The organism is Variovorax gracilis (assembly GCF_030317115.1).
In the GTDB taxonomy this organism is placed as follows: domain Bacteria; phylum Pseudomonadota; class Gammaproteobacteria; order Burkholderiales; family Burkholderiaceae_C; genus Variovorax; species Variovorax gracilis.
On the sequence record NZ_JASZYF010000017.1, the window covers coordinates 84,977 to 102,321 of the forward strand.

Below are 17,345 nucleotides of genomic sequence, written 5' to 3' on the forward strand. Positions count from 1 at the left end.
CGGGAGTTTTTAATGAAGCGTTTGTGTCTTTTTGCCGGATTTAGTGGCACCAATCAAATTGATGACCATGTAGTGCATTACGTGCGGGAGTTGTCGAGGTTTTCGGATGTCTATTATCAGGCCGCGAATGAAGTGCGCGAGGGCGAGTTCGACAAATTGGATGGCATCGCGCGCGGTTGCTGGGCGCAAGCACACGACAAATATGATTTCGGCTCCTGGCAGAAACTGTTTTTTCGTCTCGGATGGCAGGAAGTCGAGAAATACGATGCAATCATCCTGGCCAACGACAGCAATTTCGGCCCAGTGCGAGACCTTGGTGGCTTGTTTGGGCGAATGGATGGGGCGGAGTTGGATGCATGGGGCATCACTGAGAACTATGGCGTCACGCGGCATTTGCAAAGCTACTTTCTGGTTCTCAATCGACCAGTTATCGATAGCGCGGCTTTTCGTGATTTTTTTGAATCCATCGCTATCGAGAAATCGAAGGACGATGTTTGCCTGAAGTATGAAATCGGCCTTAGCAGGCTGCTGTCAAGCAATGGCTTCTCGTTTGCTGCATTTGTGGATCGGTCCGTTCTCGATGTTCCTTTTGGGGCGGATGTATCGAGCTACCAGAATACGCTTTTGCGGTGCGGTTCACCGTTCTTGAAGCGGAAGATCGTTTCGCTGCGTGGCTTTGCAAAGGAAGACGTTGCACACACGCGAACCTTGCTGCAAGAGTTGAGATATCCATTGGAGATTCCGGCGCCTATGCCCCCGGAGGAAATGGTGTCGACGGCAGTCGAAGCACCGGTAGAGAGCGGGTCGTCAGCGGAAATGGAAATGCCGGCGTCACAAGCGGCAGTGCTGCCGGTGGCATCGCCGAGCGGATTATCGGTGCGTGCGGGTATCAAGCGGCTTCTGCGTCCCTTCTATCAACCTATCAAGATCCGCGTCGTAGACAAGCTGCACCGCATCGATCATCACGTCGTTCATCTGATCGACAAAACAAACCAGGTCGATAGCGATGTCGGAGTGCTGCGCAATCAGCTGGAGATTTCCTCTGGTCAATTGCGATCGTTGGAGTCATCGATTCAAAATCTGATGAATGTGACAGCTGGCGTCCGTGGTCAATTGTCTGGCGTTTTGCAAAACTCCAAGAGTGCGATTTCGCAGATCACGGATATCCAGGGGAACGTTTCGAATCTTGCGCCGCATATGAGGGATGCTGTCTCGGGCATCGCGGCTATTCAGGGAAGCGTTTCCGAACTCTCGCCGCATGTCAAGGACGGTGGCGTGCGGCTGGGCGATTTGCAGACTTCGGTCACGGAACTGCATGGGCATCTGGATTGGGTCCAGCGTGACATCCTCATTGCCTTGATGTCGGACATCAATCTGAGGAATTCGAAGGGCTTCAAGTGCGTCACGGACTATCCTGTCGCCTACGATAGTCCGGATCATATTCACCCCGTTGGCACTGTCCTCGATCACACGCGGCATCCGCGTTTCATTCGCGCATGCGAGGACTACTTCGGCTCAGGCAAACAGTTGTCGTTCTTGGATATCGGATGCTCTGCCGGCGGCATTGTGTTGGATGCAGTGCTGCGTGGGCATATCGGCGTTGGACTCGAGGGAAGTGATATTTCCCGGCTGCAGCAACGTGCTGAATGGCGACTCCTGGGGGATTGCCTTTTCACCTGCGATGTGACCCGTCCCTTTGAGTTGAGCAGTGGCGAGGACAGTCCGTTCAAATTTGATGTGATCTCGGCTTGGGAGGTGCTCGAGCATCTCTCGCCAGATGGAGTGGAAGGGATGTTCGCCAACTTGGCGCGTCATACGCATTCTGGCAGTGTGTTCGCGTGCTCGATATCGCAGGTGGATGGAGGGTTCACGGAGGACGGGGTACCGTTGCACCAAACTCTGGAACCATTGCCTTGGTGGAGAGAACGGGCGGCGAAGTATGGTTTCGACGTTCTTGACTCCGATGCCTTTTCGCGGCTCGACTTCGCCCGCGGGAACGGCAATTCCAGCGTTTACTATCGGCCTGCGCACAGCTATCGTGAAAGTGAAGGCGATTGCTTCCTGGTCGTTTTCCAAAGACGGTGATGAAACGACCAGGCATCGCGCAGGAGCTCGCCGACTAATCGGACTTTCCTGTCGCGATGGTCTCGAACCTCATGAACCAGGAGCGACTGGCCGTTGCCGCAACGGCGATTCCGACAAGAGGCGACGCGGGCTTCAACAGCAACGGCAAGACGACCCTGGCTACTTTCCGCGACGCACCGTTGCATCCGCCGGCCATGCCCTCGTGGAGCCGGCATTGGCCGACGTGCTATCGCGGTTCCTGAAGGCCCAACCTTGCCAAGGGCCGGCCCTTCGTGGAACTGCGCGGCAGGCGCGAAGCTAGTACCGAATCAAAACGAATACCCGTGGGCATTTCGCCGCAGGTCGGCCTCGACCATCATCTGGCAGAGCCCTTCCAGCGTGGTGACCGGTTCCCACCCGAGCTTCGCCTTGGCTTTTGCCGGATCTCCGATCAGCAAATCGACTTCCGCAGGGCGGTGATGCCTCGTGTTGATGCGAAGTACGGTCTTGCCCGTCGTGGTATCCACGGCTGTCTCCCCGTCGCCGCTCCCCCTGAAGTCCACCGTGATATCTGCCGCCTTGAAGGCCATGCGCACGAACTCGCGGACGGTTTCGGTCCGATTCGTGGCCAGCACGTAAGTGTCGGGCTCGTCGGCTTGAAGCATTCGCCACATGCCATCGACATACTCCTTGGCGTAACCCCAATCGCGCTTGGCGTCGAGATTTCCGAGTTCCATCGTGTCGAGTTTTCCCAGCTTGATCTTGGCAACGCTATCGGTGATCTTCCGGGTCACGAACTCGCGGCCGCGAAGCGGGCTTTCATGATTGAACAGGATGCCGCTGCTGCCGAAGATGTCGTAGCTCTCGCGGTAGTTCACCGTGATCCAGTGTGCATAGAGCTTCGCGACGCCGTAGGGGCTGCGCGGATAGAACGGGGTACTTTCGTCTTGAGGCACCGCCTGCACCTTGCCGAACATCTCGGACGTGCTGGCCTGGTAGAACCTGATCTTGGGGTTCTGAAGACGGATCGCCTCCAGCAGGTTGAGAGCTCCCATGGCCGTGATCTGTGCAGTCGTCGTAGGCTGATCAAAACTCACGCCGACAAAGCTCTGTGCCGCAAGGTTGTAAACCTCGTGGGGCTCCGCGTGCGCAATCAGAGACAGCGAACTGCCGAGGTCGGTCATGTCGTGCGCCGACAGCTTCAGCTCAGGATGATTCTGGATTCCAAGTTCCTCGATGCGCCAGAAGTTGACTGAACTTGTCCGGCGAAATGCCCCGTAGACCGTATAGCCCTTGCTGAGGAGGAGTTCGGCCAAGTAAGCGCCATCCTGACCGGTAATGCCTGTGACCAAGGCGCGTTTCTTCATGGAACTCCTTTGATGCAAATATCGCGCCATGCTGGCGCTTTCCGAACGGCGTGGCGCGACCTGCTCTCTGTCTAGCTAGCCAACCGCTTTCTCCACGATACGGCCATGCTCCATGTGGATGACACGGTTGCATTCCTTGGCGATCAGATCCATCGAGTGAGAGGCCAGCACCAGTATCCCCGACTTGGCAACCACATCTTTCATCCGCTTCTCGGCTTTCTCGGTGAATTCTGCATCGCCGACGGACAGCCATTCGTCCATCAGAAGGATGTCGGCCTCGACGCTGGTGGAAATGGAGAAGGCCAGCCGCATCAGCATGCCGGTCGAATAGGTTCTGACAGGCATGTTGACGTACTCGCCGAGCCCGCTGAACTCGCAGATTTCAGGCGTCAGCGAGTCGATCTGCTTCTTGCTCATGCCCATCACCAGTCCGCGCAGCATGATGTTTTCGATGCCCGTCGCGTCCATCTCGATGCCCAGGGACGGGTCGATCAGGCTGGAGACCGATCCCTGCCGGACGAACTCGCCCGAGGAGGGCTCATAAACGCCGGCGAGGGTGCGAAGCAGCGTCGATTTGCCGGCGCCGTTGTGGCCGATCAGGCCCAGCCTGTCGCCGCTCTTCAGCTCCAGGTCGATGTTGCTCAGTGCCTGGACGACATTGACGCCCGTTTCCTTGCCGAAGCGTCCTCCCGTCACGGACGCCGCGAGCGTCTTCTTGAAGGAGGCCGCGCCGGCGCCGTAGATCGGGAAATTCACCGAGACATTCTTGAGAGAGATGGAAGCCATGATTCCTTACAGCCAATAGACGACTCGGCGACGGTACTTCGCGAACAGGAGGCTCGACACGATCAGGCTCAAAGCGGTCCAAACCAGGATGCCCCACCAGTTGTGAGCCTCCGAGACACCGCCCATCAGGGGCGTGCGCAGCAGGTCGAGCATCTGCGCGAACGGGTTCCAGAGGATGTACTGGGCGCGTCCGGGCAAGGTCTCCGGCAGCCAGAAGACGGGCGTCAGGAACATGAGCATCTGCATCACGCTGGTGACGATCTGCGTGACGTCCCGAAACCGGGTGCAGACGAGCCCCAGCGCGAGGCCCAGGGCCTGTGCGTTCACCAGAACGAGAAGAAATGCCGGGACAAAGAGCAATGCCGACCAAGACAGGGAGATGCCAGCCCAGATCGCCACGGGGACGTACAGCACGATCTGGTGCGCAAACTGGATGAGATTGCGCGCCATGCTCCGCCAAACGAAGAGGCTGATCGGGAAATAGCCTTGCTTGAGGTAGTTCGATGACCCGATGAAGGCATTGCAGGAGTCCGTCACCATGCTGGAGAAGAATCCCCAGAAGATGATGCCCAGTGCCAGGTGGGGGAAGAACTTGGAGAGTTCGGTGCCGAAGAGCGAACTGTAGAGCGGGCCCATGCCGCCGATCATGGCGCCCATGCTGAGCGTGAGCCACAACGGGCCCAGCATGGAGCGTCGATAGCGAAGCACGATGTCGAACCACGCCAATGTCCACCAGATGTCGGTGCGGCGAGTGCCTTCCCACCAGTCTGCCCAAGCGCTGCGATGCAAGTTGGAATGTGCCTGGCTCATACGCGCCCGTACGTGTCGGCGAGCCGCACGATGTCGTCTTCGCCGAGATAGGCGCCGCACTGTACTTCGACGAGCACCAGCTCGTCCGTGCCAATATTTGTCAAACGATGTCTTTCTTTGAGAGGGATGTATCGATACTCGCCAGGCAGGGTCTTGTGTTCAACGTCGCCGACCTGAACCATTGCCGTGCCTCGCACCACCACCCAATGTTCCGCGCGCTGGTGGTGGTACTGCAGCGAAAGCGCTTCACCGGGCTTGACGGTGATGCGCTTGACCTTGTAGCCGTCTTCTTCCTTGAGAGAAGCATAAGTGCCCCACGGCCGGTGAACGACCGCGGGCAAGTGGATCGTCTCGTGCGTACGAGCCTTCAAGACGTCGACGATCTCCCTGACGCCCTGCGCACTGTCCTTGTGCGCAACCAGAAGCGCATCCGGCGTGTCGACGATCACGAGGTCATGGACGCCCAGCGTGGCCACGATCTTCGGGCCGTGGCTGTCGACCTGAACATGCGTTCCGGTGGTGTCGATCGCCACGACATCCGATGGCATGGTGTTGCCGTTGGCATCGGGCGAGTTCACTTGGGCAACCGAGGGCCACGATCCTGCATCGCTCCAGCCAAAGGTCGCTGGGACGACATGAACGTTGCCGGCGCGGGCCGCCACGGCGTCGTCGAAACTGACGTCGGCCTGAAGGCTGAACGCCTTGGGGTCGAACTGGACGGCGTTGCCGTTCGCCTGGGATGTATCCAGCGCCGCGCGCGCAGCGGACAGCACCTCGGGCGCATGCTGCTCGAAGGCCGCCAAGATCGCATCGGCGGTGAAGCAGTACATGCCGCTGTTCCAGTAGGAGCGTCCGGTGGCGAGGGATTCCTGGGCGGCTTCGGCGTCGAGCCTGGCGACGACGCGCTTGGCCGGCTGGCTCTCGCGTGCGAGGTGTTCGACCTCGATGTAGCCAAAACTGGTATCGGGCCCCGTCGGATGGATTCCCCACACGACCAGCGAGCCCTGCGCAGCGAGCCCGATGGCCACGCTGGCGCTGGCCGCGAACGCTGCTGTGTCCGGCACCAGATGATCGGCTGGAAGCACGAGCATCACGGTGTCTCCGCTGAACTGCCGAACGCACTGAAGCGCCGCCAATGCGATGGCGGGCCCGGTGTTGCGGCCTTCCGGTTCGAGCAGGAGGGTGGTTTCCGGCGGCTGCGAAACCTGCTTCAGCACGTCCTTGGTGAGAAACAGATAGTCCTTGTTGGTGACGATCATCAGTTCGCCGGCGCCGCAAGCCTGTCCGCGTTCGATCGCCTGCTGAAGCAACGTGGAGCCCCCGAGCTTCATGAAGGGCTTCGGAAAGGCTTGTCTGGAAACAGGCCACAGTCTGGACCCGACCCCGCCCGAGAGCACCACTGAAAGCACACGCATCATGAGTCCTTCTCTTTGAGAGCCGGCGATTTTACCGGGCGAACCATGGACTCCCGGGGCGCCCCGCCGTGTCGGCGGAGGACGCGCCCTTTGCGAAGATAATCACTCGCTGCGCGGCGTCGCCTCGACCTTGGAGCGACGCTTCCGATTCGTGGCGTGCCAGCACGCCGCGACGAGCGGATCGATCCATTGCGCCGTTCACTCATGAAACCCGTATCTCCGCTCCCCAGCCTCGATCGTCCTGCGCTCTCGCAGGGCTCGAATCCAGAGGGCCGCATCCAGCGGGCCTGGCGCCTGGTCCGCTCTTCAGGCTGGCGCGGCCTGCAATGGACCTTGCGCCAGCGCCTCGGGGGCGGCCTCGACTATGCCAAGTGGATCGAACTGAACGACACGTTGACCGCGACGGTTCGAGAGCAGATGGAGCAGCGTATCGCTGCGATGTCGAATCCGCCGCTGATCTCGGTGCTCATGCCCACCTACAACCCGAACCCCGCATGGTTGCGCGAGGCCGTCGAGTCGGTGCGCAGCCAGATTTATCCGCATTGGGAGCTTTGCATCGCTGACGATGCATCGACTTCCGTGGCCGTGCGGGACATCCTGAAGTCATACGCCGAGACTGATGCGCGGATCAAGGTGGTCTTCCGGCCGGAGAACGGCCACATCTCGGCGTCGTCGAACAGCGCACTGGCGCTCGCGAGCGGGCCTTGGCTGGCGCTCATGGACCACGACGACCTGCTGCCCGCTCACGCACTGTTCTGCGTGGCGGACTGCATCGCAACGCATCCGGACGTGCGCCTGATCTATTCGGACGAAGACAAGATCGACGAGTCCGGGCGACGTTTCGACCCCTATTTCAAGTCGGACTGGAACGCCGACCTGTTCCGTTCGCAGAACATGTTCAGTCACCTGGGCGTGCTGGCGACCGACCTCGTGCGCGAAGTGGGCGGCTTCCGGATCGGGCTCGAAGGCTCGCAGGACTGGGATCTGGTGCTGCGCTGCGTGGAGCGCGTGGAGGCGCGGCAAGTGCGGCATGTGCCCCGGGTGCTCTATCACTGGCGGGTGCACAGCGAGAGCACGGCCGGTTCGATGGACGCCAAGCCCTACGCCGCGGTGGCGGGCGAGCGCGCCCTCAATGAGCACTTGGCGCGCACGGGTGTTCGCGCCGCGGCGGAGCACATCGGTTTCGGCTATCGCATCCGCTATGCCCTTCCGGAAGCGCTGCCGCTGGTTTCACTGATCATCCCGACGCGCGACGCCGCCACGGCGATCCGCCGGTGCCTGGACTCCATCCTTCAGAAGACGGCCTATCCAAACTACGAGATCGTTGTCGTCGACCGTGGTTCGACCGATTCCAACGCGCTGGCCTGCTTGCAGTCCGTCGCGCAGGCGTCGAAGGTCCGCATCATGCGGACCGAGCAATCTCTCGATGACGCCGGGGCCTGCAACGAGGCTGTCGAGTTCGCAGGAGGCAGCATCGTGGCCCTCCTCAGCGATCAGCTCGAAATCAAGGCGGGCGACTGGCTTGACGAGATGGTGAGTCTCGCCGTGCAGCCGGGCGTAGGTGCCGTGGGGGCGCGTCTTTGGTATCCGGCGGGGGCACTGCAGCATGCAGGCGTGATCCTTGGCGCCCGTGGCGTGGCCGGGTACTCCCACCGTGGGATGCCTCCCGGACGAAACGGGTACTACGGGCGCGCGGCGCTCGTACAGTCCCTGTCAGCCGTGTCCGGTGCGTGCCTGCTTCTGCGCAAGTCGCTCTACCAGCGGGTCGGCGGGCTCGACAGCGTCCACTTGAAGGCTACCTTTGCCGATGTCGATCTATGCCTGCGCTTGGGCGAGGCAGGTCTGCGCAACGTGTGGACGCCCTATGCAGAGCTGGTTCACCATGGAGCGACGTGGAGCCCCAGGACCAGGCACTTTCGGCAAGACGCCGCGTACATGCGGCAGCGCTGGGGCAATTCCTTGCGCGGCGACCCGGCCTACAGCCCGAACCTGACCCTCGAGTTCGAGGACTTCAGCTACGCCTGGCCGTCCCGAGCAGCGTGGTACTCCGAGTCCGCAAATCATTGATCATGGCAACCGGCCAACTCTCCATCTCCGTCGCCCTGTGCACCTACAACGGCGCAAGCTTCATCCGTGAGCAGGTGCGCAGCATCTGCCTGCAGACACGGCCGCCCAAGGAGATCGTGCTGTCGGACGATGCGTCGAGCGACGGGTGCGTCGACATCGCACGCGCCGCTGTCGCCGAGTGTGCGGCCGAGCGCCCCGGGCATCCCGTGGCCTTGCGCGTCCTGGAGAACGCCTTCGCACTTCGCGTCACCAAGAACTTCGAGCAGGCGGTGCGCGCCTGTGAAGGTGATCTCATCGCTCTCAGCGACCAGGACGACGTGTGGGTGCCCGACCGTCTGGCGCGGATGGCCGCAGAGTTCGAACGACGTCCCGACCTGCTCCTGCTGCACACCGACGCACGCCTGGTCGACGATGGCCGCAAGGACCTGGGGCACTCTCTTTTCCATGCATTGGCGGTGAAGCCCTTCGAGCTGAGCTGGATCCACGGCGGCAACGCGTTCGACGTCTTTCTGCGCCGCAATCTCGTGACCGGCGCGACAGCGATCTTCCGGCAAACCTTGCTGGACGATGCCGTACCGTTCCCGGTCGAATGGCTGCACGACGAGTGGCTCGCGATCGTTGCGTCGGCCGTTGGTAGCGTCGACGTCATGGAAGACCCCTTGATCGAGTACCGCCAGCACGCTTCCAACCAGATCGGCGCACGGCGCGACTCCTTTGTCGAGAAGGTTCGCAAGGCGCTTGCCTCGCGTGGCGACACGCACATCAAGCGCGCCATCAAGGCGGAGCTTCTGCTCGCGCGCCTTCGGAAACTGGGCGACAGGGTGTCGCCCGCCACGATCGAGAAGTTGCACTCGAAGATCGAGCATCAGCACTTTCGCGCGTCATTGCCGGAAAGTCGGATCGCGCGCTGCGTGCCGGTGTTCCGGGAGGCCATGACGGGCCGCTACGAAAAATTCGGCCGTGGGGTGCGGGGCGTCGTCCGCGACCTGTTCGAATCGGTCTGACTCGGTCAGCCTGCCCGGTCCATGCGCCAGTAGCGCCAGAACGCAGCCGACGACCACACCTTCAACAGGCTGGTCACGTGCCAGTAGAGATGCCGCTTGCTGCGATGGCTTGCCCGTCGCGCGTCATGCCGGGCCTGGAGTTGTTCGGCGATCTGCAGCTTCCACCCCGCGAGGCGCAGGCGGGCGCAGATGTCGAAGTCCTCACCGTACATGAAGAAGCGTTCGTCGAAGCCTCCGATCCGGCGATAGGCCTCGCTGCGAAACAGCATGAACAGGCCTGGAATCCAGGCTGGGATCGCCGGTCGCACATAGTCGGAACGCTTGCGCGAAATGATTTCCAGCGGCGTGATGATCGCGCGGTGCTGCTCGGATGTCGGCTTCCCGGGTTCGAGGATTCGAGGCGCCAGCAGGCCGCTTTCCGGCGCGGCCCCGGCGATCAGGGGGGCCAGTACGTCGCTATCGAAGCGGATGTCCGGATTGAGCACGAGGAACCAGGGCGTCGCGCAACGCGCAAAGGCGTGATTGTGGTTCGCGCCGAAGCCCTTGGGCGCGGTGTTCTCTATGCGCTCGATCTCGAAGCCCCAGGTACGTCCTGCCAGCAGGTCGGGTTCGGGGATGTTGAGTGTGAGCACGAGCTTGGCCACGAGGCCGCGGTTGAATCGGTCCAGCTCCTCGATCAGCGGGAGAACCAGTTCGAGCTGACCATGGCTCACGATCGACACCGTGATGGGAGGAGAGTGGGGCGGGGACATCGGCATGGTCTAATTTCGCTGGGGAATTCTAGAGTTCCCGCCCAAACCCCATGATTGCTCTGATCGTCATCAGTTTTCTTCTCTCTGCATTCGCCGTGCAGATATTCATGCGCCGGGCGCGCCGGCATGCACGGCGTTACGGCCATGACATGCCGCAGCGCTTTCACAAGGGCCACGTGCCGCGGCTGGGAGGTGCCGGCATTCTGACGGGCATGGGTGTCGCGTGGCTGGTCGCGGGGATGCCTTCAGACCCCTTCAATGTGTCGTGGCCGCTGAAGGCCTCTGCGATCACGCTGCTGTGCATCGCCCCGGCCGTGCTCGGCGGCATCATCGAGGATGTGACCCAGCGGGTGTCGGTGCGATACCGGCTCGGGCTCACCATCGGTTCCGCGCTGCTGTTGTGCTGGGTCCTCCACCTGAGCGTGTCCAGGACCGGCATCGCCACCGTCGACGGCTGGATACAGGTTGCGCCCTACGCGGGGCTTTTGTTCGCTGCGTTTGCCATCGGCGGCTTGCCGCATGCGTTCAACATCATCGATGGCTACAATGGGCTGGCCGGGACCGTGGCCGTGCTGGTCTGCCTGGCCATCTCGCACGTGGCGCTGCAGGTGGGCGACCGGCAGTTGGCTGCCATGGTGATCTGCCTCGTCGGCGCCACGGTCGGCTTCCTGATCTGGAACTATCCGCGCGGAAAGATCTTCGCGGGCGATGGTGGCGCCTACGTCTGGGGCATGGTGATCGCGGTGGCCGCGGTGACGCTGGTACAGCGTCACCGGGTCGTTTCGCCCTGGTTCCCGATGCTGCTTCTGATCTATCCGGTGTGGGAGACGGTGTTTTCCATCTACCGCAAGATCGCGCGGGGGCAATCCCCGGGCACGGCGGATGCTCTGCATTTTCATCAACTGATCTTCCGGCGCATCGTTCGCGTGGCGTTCGCGGACGACGAAGCGCGCCAACTGCTCGCGCGCAACAACCGGACTTCGCCGTACCTGTGGATCTTCGCGGCGCTGACGGTGGTGCCGGCTGTGCTGTTCTGGAACAACACGCCCGTGCTGATGGCGTTTTGCGCCCTGTTCGTGGCGACGTACGTCGCTGCCTATTTGATGATCGTGCGATTCAAGGTGCCTCGCTGGTTGCGCCCCTAGGCCGGGGCTCCGCCCTCCCCTCGGGGCAATACCGGCGGCCCTGGGAAGCAGGTTTCGCCGCATTTTTTGGGAATGATCCGGACATGTGGGGCGCGGGAAGTTCCGCCACAATTCAAAGTCTCTTCTTTCCGTTGCTCACCATGACCGATCCCGTGCTCAACATTCCCCCGCGCGACAAGGCCGAAATCCTGGCCCAGGCGCTTCCGTACATCCGCAAGTTCCACGGCAAGACGATCGTCATCAAGTACGGCGGCAATGCCATGACCGACCCTGAACTGCAGGCCGACTTCGCCGAGGACGTGGTCCTGCTCAAGCTGGTCGGCATGAATCCGGTGGTGGTGCACGGCGGCGGCCCGCAGATCGAGGCGGCGCTCAATCGGCTCGGCAAGAAGGGCCATTTCATCCAGGGCATGCGCGTGACCGACTCCGAGACCATGGAGGTGGTCGAGTGGGTGCTGGCCGGAGAGGTGCAGCAGGACATCGTCGGCCTGATCAACCAGGCCGGCGGCAAGGCGGTGGGCTTGACGGGGCGCGACGGCGGACTGATCCGCGCGCAGAAGCTCAAGATGGCCGACCGCAACGATCCCAACCTGCACCATGACGTCGGGCAGGTCGGCGACATCGTCTCGATCGACCCGAGCGTGGTCAAGGCGCTCCAGGACGACGCCTTCATACCCGTCGTCAGCCCGATCGGCTTCGGCGAGGAGAACGAGAGCTACAACATCAACGCCGACGTCGTCGCGGGCAAGCTCGCCACGGTGCTCAAGGCAGAAAAGCTGATGATGCTCACCAACACGCCGGGCGTGCTCGACAAGGACGGCAAGCTGCTGACCGACCTGAGCGCCCGTGAGATCGACGAGCTCTTTGCCGACGGCACGATCTCCGGCGGCATGCTGCCCAAGATCGAGGGCGCGCTCGACGCGGCGAAGAGCGGCGTGAATGCGGTACACATCATCGATGGGCGAGTGCCGCACGCCATGCTGCTTGAAATTCTCACCGACCAGGCCTACGGGACGATGATCCGAGCCCGGTAAGGCTCGCCCCCAGGGTGCGCGCACTTCGTGTCGCTTCGCCAACCCCCTGACCGGCGCAGCCGGATCCGCGGTGCCTTGCCAGCGGGCTTCGCTTTGCTTGCCTTGACGCTCATGCGTAGCCGTTGGGGTTGGCTTGTTGCCAGCGCCAACTGTCGGCGCACATCTGATCCACGCTCCGGGACGCGCGCCAGCCCAACGTAGCTTGCGCCAGCGTTGGATCTCCCCAGTAGGCAGGCACGTCGCCTGGCCTGCGGGGGCCGATCTCATACGCAATGCGCTGGCCGCTGGCGCGTTCGAAGGCCTTCACCACGTCCAGCACCGAAGCGCCTTGGCCGGTGCCCAGGTTGAGCGTGACCAGTCCGGGTTGCTTTTCGGCGTGACGCAGGGCTGCCACGTGGCCCTCGGCGAGGTCCATCACGTGAACGTAGTCGCGCACGCCGGTTCCGTCCGGCGTCGGGTAGTCGCCGCCGTGCACGGCCAGCTTGTCGCGCAGGCCCACCGCCACCTGGGAAACGAAGGGCATCAGGTTGTTCGGCTTGCCTTGCGGGTGTTCGCCGATCAGGCCGCTTTCATGGGCGCCGACGGGATTGAAGTAGCGCAGCAGCGCGATGCGCCAGGCAGGGTTCGCGCGATGCAGATCCGCCAGCGCCTGCTCGACCATGAGCTTGGAGCGCCCGTAGGGATTGGCCGGCCGCAGCGGCGCGTCTTCGGGGATGGGTGAGCGGTCGGGGTCGCCGTAGACGGTGGCCGACGACGAGAAGATCAGCGTTCGCACAGCGGCCGCCTGCATCGCCGCCGCCAGCACGAAGGTGCCGTTCACGTTGTTGTCGTAATAAGTGATCGGATCGGCCACCGAATCGCCGACCGCCTTGAGGCCCGCGAAATGGATCACGCCACCGATCGGCTGCTCGCGAAAGAGCTTGTCGAGCAAGGCCCGGTCGCGCACGTCGCCCTCGATGAAGCGGGGCCTGGCGCCGGTGATGCGTTCCAGCCGCTCCAGCACGCGGACGTCGCTGTTGCCGAGGTTGTCCAGGATCACCGGCGCATAGCCGGCTGCTGCCAGTGCCACGCAGGTGTGACTGCCTATGAAACCGGCACCGCCGGTGACGAGAATGTTCTGACTCATACTTATTTGGCTTACCGCCCCCGTGGAACTACCTGTCGATTCTGCGCGACAAGCAGGGCATGCCCGGTTGGCACGCGCTAACTGGCGTGTGCGAGAATCATTTTTTTACATTTTGCACGCGCCCATGCAGAACGACGAGCAAAGCGCCTCCGACGCGCCAATCAGTTCAGAACCGGTGGCCGTACCGACCCGCAAACGCCCCAAGCCGGGCGAGCGGCGCGTGCAGATCCTCCAGGCCCTGGCCGCCATGCTCGAGCAGCCCGGCGCCGAGCGCGTGACCACGGCCGCCCTGGCGGCCAGGCTCGATGTCAGCGAGGCTGCGCTCTATCGGCATTTCGCCAGCAAGGCGCAGATGTTCGAAGGGCTGATCGACTTCATCGAGCAGAGCGTGTTCACACTTGTCAATCAGATTGTCGAACGCGAACCGGCGGGCAGCGAGCAAGCTACGCGCATCGTCGCGATGCTGGTGCAGTTCGCCGAGAAGAACCCCGGCATGACGCGCGTGATGGTCGGCGACGCGCTGGTCTTCGAGAACGAGCGGCTGCAGAACCGCATGAACCAGTTCTTCGACAAGATCGAGGCGACCCTTCGGCAAGCCTTGCGCGATGCGGCGGCTGGCGACGGTTCAGCGACACCGAGCGTCGATGCCCAGGTGAGGGCGTCCGCGCTGACGGCCTTCGTCGTGGGGCGCTTGCAGCGCTTTGCCCGTTCGGGCTTCCGGCGCGCGCCCTCCGAGCATCTGGATGCTGCGGTCGCGCTGATGCTTTGAGGTTTGATTGCCGTCAGCGGGGCCCGCGACCTTGCCGGGTGGAACCGGCTGGCAAGGACCGCTCGCATGGCCCCCTGAGGGTCAGATCATGCTCTTGCCTTGCTTGAGGACGAAGTCGCAGGCCCTCTTCGTGATTTCCTGCTTCAAGCCTCCGCCGGTCAGGTCCATCTTCTTGCCATCGCTGCCGGTCAAGATGCCCTGAGAGCCGTCGACGTAGCCGCTGTCCGATGCGGGCTTGCCCCCGGGGATCTTGCTCATGAGCTGGTCCTTGACCGAGGATGCAGCGTCCCCGCTCAGGTAGTTGTTCTTGAGGCAGTACTCGAGAACGCCCGCCGCATTCCCGAGGCTGCCCGAGGACATCGAGCCCAGGGCGGACGAGCCGCCTCCGCCGCCCAACCCCTTCAGCATGTCCAAGCCTTGCGCGTGGACAGATCCAGCGGCAAGACAGATGAGAGCGGCGCCGACGCTGGCGAAACGGAAGTGAGATTGGGTCATGTGCGACTCCTTCGAGAACTGGTGAGTTGCGAAGACCATAGCTCAAGCCGACGACGCCATTGCTACGACATTGAAACAGTTAGTGCTGACTGCGTTGGACTTCAGCGATACCCGGTCGTGTCCGCCGGGTTGCCAGCGTCCTGCACTTCCGGCACGTACCTCCAGGCATCGGGCTGGCTGCCGTCGATATCGGTGAAGCCATAGACCTTTGCAAGTTGGCCGCTCGACAATGAACTCCCGTTCCAGCGCGCCACATCCGGATCGCCAGCCAGTGCAGCGACTGCCCGCCCCACGAACGCCGGACTTTCGGAAATGGCGAAGTGGGGCGAGTACGCTGTTGCATCACGCCAGTTCGATTCGGTGACGCGATACGCCTCCAGCATGGCTTCGGAGCGCAACCATCCGGGCGTGAGCGACACGGCGGTCGCCCCGTGCGGCCGCAACTCGCGGGCCAGCGCAAATGCCATGCGGTTGACTGACGCCTTGGCCAGGTCGTAGAAGAACGACACGCGGTAGTTGCTCGCGTTGTATTCGTCGGTGCCGTCGGTGACCTCCACGACGAGCCCGCCGGGCGTCTCGATGAGCAGCGGAATGGCGAAATGGCTGGTGATCGCATGCGTCTCCACACCGAGGCGCAAGGTGCGCAGTCCGATATCGAGCGAAGATTCCCAGACCGACTTGTTCCACTCCATCGTGGTGGCGCCCCAGATGTCGTTCACCAGGATGTGCAGCTTGCCCTGCTCGGCCCTGATGCGGTCCACGAGGGCGCGTACTTCGTCCGGGACCAGATGGTCGACCTGCACAGCGATGCCTCGGCCTCCGGCGGCGTCCACCAGGGCCGCAGTTTCCTCGATCGTTTCAGGCCGGTTCATCTCGGATCGACTGGTCCGGGTGCTGCGCCCGGTGACATAGACCGTTGCCCCGGCTGCACCCAGTTGCACGGCGATGCCGCGTCCCGCGCCCCGGGTCGCTCCAGCGACCAGCGCCACCTTGCTTTCGAGAGTCGGTTGCATCAAGACGATGCTAGTCGCCACCCCATGCGCGCGCAACGTCGAAGGCAGAATGCATCATTCCAATGCTTCAGGTTCAAGCATGAAGACTCCGGCCATGCCGACGCTGCCCACTGGTCGTCGCCTGTTGTTCTGGCTGGCGCTGATCGCCGCTCTCACAGCGGCCATCTGGTTCGTCGTGCGCTTTGTCAGCCCGACGCCGCCGCGCACGATGGCGATGAGTACCGGCGTCGCCGATGGCGCCTATCACCGCTTCGGGCAGCGGTACCAGGACATCCTGCGGGCCAACGGCATTGCGCTCGAGTTGCGTCCTTCGAGCGGCGGTGTCGAGAACCTGCAGCGGTTGAATGAAGCTTCGGTCTCGGTGGCCTTCGTCCAGGGCGGCACGGGCGTCCTCGCACTCGATCCCGATGCGTCGCCTGATTCGACGCCTTTGCGCTCGCTGGCCACCGTGGCCTTCGAGCCGGTGTGGATCTTCACGCACACGCTCGACCTGGCAAAGGGCCTGGGGGCGCTCAGGGGAAAGCGGATCGCGGTCGGCGTTCCGGGCAGCGGCAACTACATGGTCGCCGTCCAGCTGCTGTCGATCTACGGCGTCGCGGTCGCGGACGGCCAGCAGAGTGCGCCCGACGGCACGACCTTTGTGAGCGAGGGCGGGATGGCGGCCGCGGACATGCTCGGCAAGCACCAGGTCGATGCTGCCATCATCATCGCAGCGCCTCAGGCGCCGGCAGTGCAAAGACTTCTTGCCGATGGTGCGATGCATCTGGCCTCGTTGGACCACGTCGAAGGGATTGCACGGCGCTTTCCTTTCTTTCAGCCGGTGACACTGAAGCGGGGCTCGGTCGATCCGAAGCGCGACCTGCCGCCCCACGACATCGAACTGCTCGCGACGACAGCCAACCTGGTCGTGCGCGACGAACTTCACCCGGCATTGGCCTATCTCCTGCTCGAAGCGGCGAGGCAGGTGCACAGGCAACCCAGCCTGATCAATCGGCCCGACGAATTCCCGAGTCCGAGGGCGACGGATTTCCCGCTGTCGACCGAGGCGGAGCGCTACTTCAAGCACGGACGTCCATTCCTGCAAAGCTATCTGCCTTTCTGGGCGGCGAACTACGCCCAGCGGCTCCTGCTGCTGCTGGTTCCCTTGGCCGCCATCCTCGTGCCGCTGGCGCGGTTGCTGCCCGGCCTGGTCAACTGGCGGCGCCAGAGCCGCCTCTACCGCCGCTATGGGGAATTGAAATTTCTCGAGCAGGATCTGGCGTCACGCAAGCTTGCAGCCGAAGAGCGGCGAGAAGCGCTCGCGCAACTCGATCGGATCGAGGACGACATCGTCCACACCAAGTTTCCGCTCGATTTCACGGACAGGGTCTACACCTTGCGACAGCACGTCGACTATGTGCGCGCGCAGTTGAACCGGCAAACCGAAGGTGGTGGCGCGCAAGGGGAGAAGGCCGGGCATTGAAAAAAGGCCGGGCCCGCGAACTCGCGGACCCGGCCT

Annotated in this window: 15 protein-coding genes; 7 read left to right on the forward strand and 8 right to left on the reverse strand. The window is 62.8% G+C overall.

Features of this window, described 5'->3' with window-relative positions; all coding sequences use genetic code 11:
* Positions 1–12: 12 nt before the first annotated feature.
* Complete coding sequence (locus tag QTH97_RS25410) at positions 13–2,085, forward strand: rhamnan synthesis F family protein (protein ID WP_286571281.1); 2,073 nt, start codon at positions 13–15, stop codon at positions 2,083–2,085.
* 308 nt (positions 2,086–2,393) lie between these two features.
* Here QTH97_RS25410 and gmd read toward each other — a convergent pair whose 3' ends face one another.
* The 4 genes from gmd to QTH97_RS25430 form a co-directional block, all read right to left on the reverse strand.
* Positions 2,394–3,431 (reverse strand): GDP-mannose 4,6-dehydratase, encoded by a 1,038-nt coding sequence (gene gmd / locus QTH97_RS25415; protein WP_286571282.1) that lies wholly within the window; start codon positions 3,429–3,431, stop codon positions 2,394–2,396.
* A gap of 75 nt (positions 3,432–3,506) precedes the next feature.
* Complete coding sequence (locus QTH97_RS25420; protein WP_286571283.1) at positions 3,507–4,217, reverse strand: ABC transporter ATP-binding protein; 711 nt, start codon at positions 4,215–4,217, stop codon at positions 3,507–3,509.
* Positions 4,218–4,223: 6 nt separating this feature from the next.
* On the reverse strand, positions 4,224–5,006 hold the full coding sequence (locus QTH97_RS25425) for an ABC transporter permease (RefSeq protein WP_286571284.1): 783 nt from the start codon (positions 5,004–5,006) through the stop codon (positions 4,224–4,226).
* A gap of 17 nt (positions 5,007–5,023) precedes the next feature.
* Positions 5,024–6,445: a mannose-1-phosphate guanylyltransferase/mannose-6-phosphate isomerase gene (locus QTH97_RS25430; protein WP_353655652.1), complete on the reverse strand. Its 1,422-nt coding sequence runs from the start codon at positions 6,443–6,445 to the stop codon at positions 5,024–5,026.
* 201 nt (positions 6,446–6,646) lie between these two features.
* Between QTH97_RS25430 and QTH97_RS25435 the strand changes: the two genes are divergently transcribed.
* Positions 6,647–8,509, forward strand: a complete 1,863-nt coding sequence (locus tag QTH97_RS25435; RefSeq protein ID WP_286571285.1) for a glycosyltransferase family 2 protein — start codon at positions 6,647–6,649, stop codon at positions 8,507–8,509.
* Positions 8,510–8,511: 2 nt separating this feature from the next.
* Positions 8,512–9,513 (forward strand): glycosyltransferase family 2 protein, encoded by a 1,002-nt coding sequence (locus QTH97_RS25440; protein WP_286571286.1) that lies wholly within the window; start codon positions 8,512–8,514, stop codon positions 9,511–9,513.
* 5 nt (positions 9,514–9,518) lie between these two features.
* Here QTH97_RS25440 and QTH97_RS25445 read toward each other — a convergent pair whose 3' ends face one another.
* Complete coding sequence (locus tag QTH97_RS25445; protein WP_286571287.1) at positions 9,519–10,265, reverse strand: glycosyltransferase family 2 protein; 747 nt, start codon at positions 10,263–10,265, stop codon at positions 9,519–9,521.
* A gap of 50 nt (positions 10,266–10,315) precedes the next feature.
* On the opposite strand from QTH97_RS25445, the gene QTH97_RS25450 reads away from it, so the two are divergent.
* Together QTH97_RS25450 and argB are read left to right on the forward strand one after the other, a co-directional pair.
* Positions 10,316–11,410 carry an MraY family glycosyltransferase gene (locus QTH97_RS25450; RefSeq protein ID WP_286571289.1) on the forward strand — a complete coding sequence of 365 codons (1,095 nt, stop codon included), beginning with the start codon at positions 10,316–10,318 and terminating at the stop codon, positions 11,408–11,410.
* A 140-nt stretch (positions 11,411–11,550) separates the two neighbouring features.
* Positions 11,551–12,444: an acetylglutamate kinase gene (gene argB, locus QTH97_RS25455; protein ID WP_286571291.1), complete on the forward strand. Its 894-nt coding sequence runs from the start codon at positions 11,551–11,553 to the stop codon at positions 12,442–12,444.
* A gap of 109 nt (positions 12,445–12,553) precedes the next feature.
* Here argB and galE read toward each other — a convergent pair whose 3' ends face one another.
* Entirely contained in the window at positions 12,554–13,570 is a 1,017-nt protein-coding gene (gene galE, locus QTH97_RS25460) for a UDP-glucose 4-epimerase GalE (protein ID WP_286571292.1), read from the reverse strand.
* A 124-nt stretch (positions 13,571–13,694) separates the two neighbouring features.
* On the opposite strand from galE, the gene slmA reads away from it, so the two are divergent.
* Positions 13,695–14,339 (forward strand): nucleoid occlusion factor SlmA, encoded by a 645-nt coding sequence (gene slmA / locus QTH97_RS25465; protein WP_286571293.1) that lies wholly within the window; start codon positions 13,695–13,697, stop codon positions 14,337–14,339.
* An 81-nt stretch (positions 14,340–14,420) separates the two neighbouring features.
* Here slmA and QTH97_RS25470 read toward each other — a convergent pair whose 3' ends face one another.
* Together QTH97_RS25470 and QTH97_RS25475 are read right to left on the reverse strand one after the other, a co-directional pair.
* The gene (locus QTH97_RS25470; protein ID WP_286571294.1) at positions 14,421–14,834 is read right to left on the reverse strand and encodes a YjjA family protein; all 414 of its coding nucleotides are present in this window, start codon (positions 14,832–14,834) and stop codon (positions 14,421–14,423) included.
* 101 nt (positions 14,835–14,935) lie between these two features.
* Complete coding sequence (locus QTH97_RS25475) at positions 14,936–15,847, reverse strand: SDR family oxidoreductase (protein ID WP_286571295.1); 912 nt, start codon at positions 15,845–15,847, stop codon at positions 14,936–14,938.
* A 79-nt stretch (positions 15,848–15,926) separates the two neighbouring features.
* Here QTH97_RS25475 and QTH97_RS25480 point away from each other — a divergent pair, with 79 nt between their 5' ends.
* Positions 15,927–17,309, forward strand: a complete 1,383-nt coding sequence (locus QTH97_RS25480) for a TAXI family TRAP transporter solute-binding subunit (protein WP_286571296.1) — start codon at positions 15,927–15,929, stop codon at positions 17,307–17,309.
* Positions 17,310–17,345: the final 36 nt, after the last annotated feature.